Genomic DNA, 6,728 nt, shown 5'->3' with positions numbered 1-6,728 from the left:
CCAAATTAACGTGGGATGAGGTATTAAACAACCGCTTAGTAATGACAGGTACAGATAGTGACGATATTATTTTAGGCAGTAAAGGTAATGATATCTTATCAGGCGGTGATGGTAATGATACTTTATCAGGGGGTGATGGCAATGATATCTTATCGGGCGGTAAAGGCAATGACCTGTTATCAGGCGGAGCCGGAAACGATACTTACTTGTTTAATTTAGGTGATGGTCACGACACAATAAATAACCAAGGCGAATTAGGTTACACCGGTTTTTGGAATAGAATAAAATCTGATGTTGATACAATCCATTTTGGAGAAGGCATTCGTGCTGACATGCTAAGTCGTTCTAGAAAAAACAATGATTTAGTTATCTCTATTAATAGCCAAAATTCAATCACCATAAAAAATTGGTTCTCAACTGGTGATACGCAATTAGCCGCTAGGGTGGATTTTTTTGAATTTGCAGATGGCTCACAACTTAATATTAAAGAGTGGTATAATGATAATCCAATTGTGACATCGGGCACAGCAGAAGATGAGACACTGTTAAGTTCAAATTACAATGATATTTACCAATTTGGCCGTAATAGTGGTCATGACCAAGTGACAGAATTAGGCGGAAACGATAAGCTAGAGTTTATCGATGGTATTACGCCGAATGACGTTATATTTTCACGCCAAGGGGCTAATATAAAAGTAACCTTAATTGGTGGTAATAGCAGCATAACTTTAAAGAATGTCTTTTACAATACAACGTCAGCAACCGCAAGCATTAATAGCTATAACGTTATTGAAGAGTTTATATTTGCCGATGGCACCAAATTAACGTGGGATGAGGTATTAAACAACCGCTTAGTAATGACAGGTACAGATAGTGACGATATTATTTTAGGCAGTAAAGGCAATGATATCTTATCGGGCGGTAAAGGCAATGACCTGTTATCAGGCGGAGCCGGAAACGATACTTACTTGTTTAATTTAGGTGATGGTCACGACACAATAAATAACCAAGGCGAATTAGGTTACATTGGTTTTTGGAATAGAATAAAATCTGATGTTGATACAATCCGTTTTGGAGAAGGCATTCGTGCTGACATGCTAAGTCGTTCTAGAAAAAACAATGATTTAGTTATCTCTATTAATAGCCAAAATTCAATCACCATAAAAAATTGGTTCTCAACTGGTGATACGCAATTAGCCGCTAGGGTGGATTTTTTTGAATTTGCAGATGGCTCACAACTTAATATTAAAAAGTGGTATAATGATAATCCAGTTGTGACATCGGGCACAGCAAAAGATGAGACACTGTTAAGCTCAAATTACAATGATATTTACCAATTTGGCCGTAATAGTGGTCATGACCAAGTGACAGAATTAGGCGGAAACGATAAGCTAGAGTTTATCGATGGTATTACGCCGAATGACGTTATATTTTCACGCCAAGGGGCAGATATAACAGCAACCTTAATTGACGGCAAAAGTAGCATCACCTTTAAGAATGTTTTTGTCAATGCAACATCAGCAACCGCAAAAATTAATACCAATAATGTTATTGAAGAGTTTATATTTGCCGATGGCACCAAATTAACGTGGGATGAGGTATTAAACAACGGCTTAGTGATGACAGGTACAGATAGTGACGATATTATTTTAGGCAGTAAAGGTAATGATATCTTAACAGGAGGTGATGGTAATGATACTTTATCAGGTGGTGATGGTAATGATATCTTAACAGGAGGTGATGGTAATGATACTTTATCTGGGGGGGATGGCAATGATATCTTAACAGGTGGTAAAGGCAATGACCTGTTATCAGGCGGAGCCGGAAACGATACTTACTTGTTTAATTTAGGTGATGGTCACGACACAATAAATAACCAAGGCGAATTAGGCTACATTAGTTTTTGGAATAGAATAAAATCTGATGTTGATACAATCCGTTTTGGAGAAGGCATTCGTGCTGATATGCTAAGTCGTTCTAGAAAAAACAATGATTTAGTTATCTCTATTAATAGCCAAAATTCAATCACCATAAAAAATTGGTTTTCAACTGGTGATACGCAATTAGTCGCTAGGGTGGATTTTTTTGAATTTGTAGATGGCTCACAACTTAATATTAAAGAGTGGTATAATGATAATCCAATTGTGACATCGGGCACAGCAAAAGATGAGACACTGTTAAGCTCAAATTACAATGATATTTACCAATTTGGCCGTAATAGTGGTCATGACCAAGTGACAGAATTAGGCGGTAAAGATAAACTAGAGTTTATTGATGGTATTACGCCGAATGACGTTATATTTTCACGCCAAGGGGCTAATATAAAAGTAACCTTAATTGGTGGTAATAGCAGCATAACTTTAAAGAATGTCTTTTACAATGCAACGTCAGCAACCGCAAGCATTAATAGCTATAACGTTATTGAAGAGTTTATATTTGCCGATGGCACCAAATTAACATGGGATGAGGTATTAAACAACCGCTTAGTAATGACAGGTACAGATAGTGACGATATTATTTTAGGCAGTAAAGGTAATGATATCTTAACAGGTGGTAAAGGCAATGACCTGTTATCAGGCGGAGCAGGAAACGATACTTACTTGTTTAATTTAGGTGATGGTCACGACACAATAAATAACCAAGGCGAATTAGGTTACACCGGTTTTTGGAATAGAATAAAATCTGATGTTGATACAATCCGTTTTGGAGAAGGGATCTCAGCGAAAATGGTTGATATTAAAAAATCGGATACAGATCTTTTAGTAACATTTGGTACCGATTCTATTACAATTAAAAATTGGTTCTCAACTAAGCTAGATACTCGATTATCTTCCCGAATTGATATTTTCCAATTTGCGGATGGTTCATCGTGGTTAGCGGCTGATATTAACGCTCATATTAACGATGGTATACCACTACCTGTATTTTCATCAAATGCATCTACAGCTAATTTTTCATTAATAACGCAAAGCATAAGTGCTTTTGTTGCATCAGATGATGATAGTGATGTGGTAACCGATGAGTTAATACTGGCCAATCCATCGCCACATTTTAGTCCTTCAATCAAAATCTAACTAATCTTTAGATTTTATTTTAATCATTAAAAGACAGCTGATAAGGGCTGTCTTTTATTTAGAATTTAAGTTTGTTTTGTCGGTCTAAATGGTGAATTATTTTGGAAAAATTGATGCAAAAAGAAAAGTATAATGATTTATGGTTAGGATTTACGATTATCGCTCAATTTTATGGATTAGCGGTCAATACTAAATCGTTACAAGAACAGTTCTATCTTGATGATGAACATAATATCCCACTCCAGTTTGTTAGAGCAGTCAAAAAAACAGGGTTAAAATGCCGCTATATTGATAAATTAAATCTAAATAATAAAATTTCGACGCCTATTATTGTCCATTTAAAGCAGCAAGGTTATGTCGTTTTATTAGCAGTTAAAGATGGTCAATGGCTGATTCAATCTCCTCACAAAAAACAGCCAGAAGTGATAACGCCACAGGTACAAGAAAAAATGAGTGCGTTTTTATTTACCAAACGAATTACATGGGAATCAATTAATCGAGAGTTTAACATCCAATGGTTTTTTCAAGCTTTTATGCGTTATAAAAAACTGATGGGTGAAATTTTATTGGCCTCATTTTTTATCCAAATTTTAGCTTTGGTTACTCCACTATTTTTTCAGGTTGTTGTAGATAAAGTGCTTGCTCATCAAAGTTTAACAACATTAGATGTGTTAGCTATTGGAATGTTTACTATCGTGATTTTTGATGTGATTTTAGGTGGGTTACGTAATTATCAAATGGCGCATACCTCGCAACGTATTGATGTCATGCTCAGTTCGTTACTATATAAACATCTGCTTTCATTACCTTTAAGCTACTTTAAATCGCGTCAAGTTGGTATTACTGTTGCTCGTGTTTATGAACTAAAAACAGTACGTGAATTCTTAACTGGCAGTGCAATGACACTTTGTTTAGATATTCTTTTTGCGATTGTTTTTTTTGTCATTATGGCATTTTATAGTATTCCCCTGACATTAATTGTTTTGGTGTCATTGATTCCTTATATCATGTTATCAGCTTTTATTACCCCAGTGTTACGTAGACGTCTTGATGAGCAGTTTCAACAAGGTGCTAGAAATCAAGCCTTTTTAGTGGAAAGTATCTCAGGTATTGAGCAAGTTAAAGCGATGGCAGTTGAAAATCATATGACACGTCGTTGGGATGAACAAATTGCCTACTTTGTGACAAGCTGTTTTAAAACACAAAATTTAGGAAATATTGCAGGGCAAATATCTCAACTGGTTAATAAATTAACGAGTGTTGCCATTTTATGGTATGGCGCAAATTTAGTGATTGAAGGCAAATTGACTGTGGGTGGACTGGTCGCTTTTAATATGTTTGCAGGACAAGCAACAACCCCCGTATTACGATTAGTGCAGTTATGGCAAAGTTTTCAGCAGGTTTCGATTTCAGTAAAACGCTTGGGCGATATATTAAATGTTCCTGCGGAACGACAACAAGAAAATAGCAGTGTTTTGAAAGAAATCAAGGGACATGTCCGTTTTGCTAACATCTCTTTTGCTTATAGACCCGATGCTGCGCCTGTTATTCGACAATTGAATTTATCGGTTAATGTTGGTGAGGTTATCGGTATTGTTGGGCGCTCAGGATCGGGTAAAAGTACATTAACTAGGTTGATACAGCGACTCTATACCCCGATAGAAGGGCAAGTTTTTATCGATGGTATTGATATTGCACAAACAGATCCCCAATGGTTACGTAAACAAATTGGCGTGGTATTACAAGAGACACAGCTTTTTAATGGCTCTATTCGTGACAATATTGCATTAGCAATTCCTGATGCGCCTCTTGAAGCGGTGGTTAATGCTGCAATAATGGCCGGTGCTCATGATTTTATTAGTGAATTTCCATTAGGATATGACACGCCAGTCGGCGAGAATGGGGGGCAATTATCTGGTGGACAAAAACAGCGAATTGGTATTGCTCGAGCATTAATAACAAATCCTAAATTGCTTATTTTTGATGAAGCAACCAGTGCGCTTGATTATGAGTCAGAACAGATTATTCAAGATAATATGGCAAAAATTTGTCATGATAAAACGGTTTTTATTATTGCTCACCGCCTATCAACAGTTAGGCACGCAGATCGCATTATTGTAATGGAAAAAGGTGAAATTGTTGAACAAGGATCCCATCAAATGTTGTTAGATAAAAAGGGGATTTATTATAAGCTGCATGATTTACAAAGTGGGAGCCATTGATGAAAAAAAATTACCGTGACTTTTTGCCTGCTGTATTAGAGGTTCAAGAGACACCGCCTTCCCCCCTTGGTAGGTTGTTATTATGGGTAATTATGGTTTTATTTGTTATTGTTGTTTGCTGGTCCTCGTTAAGTAAAGTTGATATTGTTGCCACCACTCGTGGAAAATTAGTTGTCAATGAACTATCAAGACCCGTTAACACGTCGGTCACAGCCGAAATTGTCGCCGTATTGGTTAAAGAAGGGCAGCATGTTGAAAAGGGACAGCCTTTAATTAAGCTAAATAGCAAATCATTGTTAGCACAATTAGAAGAGAATCTATTACAACAACAGATTAATCGCTTTCATATTGCTAGGTTAACATTATTGTACGAACACTACCTTAATCGCCCAGCGGCGATGACTTTACCTACTGAGTTACAAACCGAGTCCCCAATACTTGCCAAACAAATTTCGATGCTACTTCAAGCTGAAGTAGAAGATGATTATAAAGAAAAAGAGGTTTTTAAGTTAAACCAACAAGTGTTAATGGCTCAGATAGAAAATTATCAAGCTCAAAAAGAGATGGCTGAAAATCTATTACCGATTTATGAAGAACAACATCAGGCGCTAGATGTGCTCTATAAAAAAAATATGACAAGTAAAGATAGTTTACTTGAGGTTAAGAAAAAATATCTAGAAGCAAAATTTACTGTGAGTGCAGCCGAAGCAAAAGTGAAAGAGATGCGCGCAAGTTATGCTCAAATTGATACACAAATAAAGTCTCATATTGCCGATAAAATTAAAGAAGTTGAACAGGAAAAAATACAAAAACTCAATCAAAACCACCTATTATCCGTACAACAAAAGCAGCTAGAAGCACTTATTGAACAGTATGAATTAAAAGCCCCTATTGCAGGGATTGTAGAATCGTTAGCTTACCGAGATGCAGGCGCTGCAGTTGAGGCACCTCAAGAGCTATTGAAGATTGTTCCTGAAAATGAAAAACTGATTGCAGAAGTTTTGGTGAGCAACCAAGATATTGGTTTTCTAAGAAAAAATCAATCGGTTACGGTAAAGATTGATACATTTGATTTTACGCGTTATGGTTGGATTGAAGGCAAATTGTTAACTATTTCTTCTGACGCTATTGAAGATAAAGACTTAGGACTTGTATATAAAGCTGTCATTGAATTAAGTAAAAATCACTTAATTATTGATGATCAAGCTGTTAATTTAGAGCCAGGGATGTCAATTTCTGCGGAAATAATAACAGGACAAAGAACCTTATTAAGCTATCTATTAAGCCCAATGATGGAAGCTTTAGATGACGTTGGTAAGCAACGTTAGTACATTAATTTGTAATAGCTTTCATTTAATTTGACAGATAATTATTACTCATCGATATTACTTTTCTAATAAATTTCGATGAGTAATCGGTGTCTGACTGGTTA

Annotated in this window: 3 protein-coding genes; all 3 read left to right on the top strand. The window is 36.1% G+C overall.

What is annotated here, in order from left to right:
* Window positions 1–3,074: calcium-binding protein (locus GQ590_RS12490; protein ID WP_305040790.1), on the top strand; the 3,074-nt coding region annotated here is incomplete at its 5' end.
* 113 nt (window positions 3,075–3,187) lie between these two features.
* Complete coding sequence (locus tag GQ590_RS08970; protein ID WP_160408424.1) at window positions 3,188–5,296, top strand: type I secretion system permease/ATPase; 2,109 nt, start codon at window positions 3,188–3,190, stop codon at window positions 5,294–5,296.
* Window positions 5,296–6,624 (top strand): HlyD family type I secretion periplasmic adaptor subunit, encoded by a 1,329-nt coding sequence (locus GQ590_RS08965; RefSeq protein ID WP_160408426.1) that lies wholly within the window; start codon window positions 5,296–5,298, stop codon window positions 6,622–6,624. Before GQ590_RS08970 ends, GQ590_RS08965 begins: the two co-directional genes overlap by 1 nt.
* Window positions 6,625–6,728: the final 104 nt, after the last annotated feature.

Source organism: Gilliamella sp. Lep-s35 (assembly GCF_009795845.1).
GTDB lineage: Bacteria > Pseudomonadota > Gammaproteobacteria > Enterobacterales > Orbaceae > Gilliamella.
Note: the sequence above shows the minus strand (reverse complement) of the source record. Positions and strands in the feature narration are given on the sequence as shown.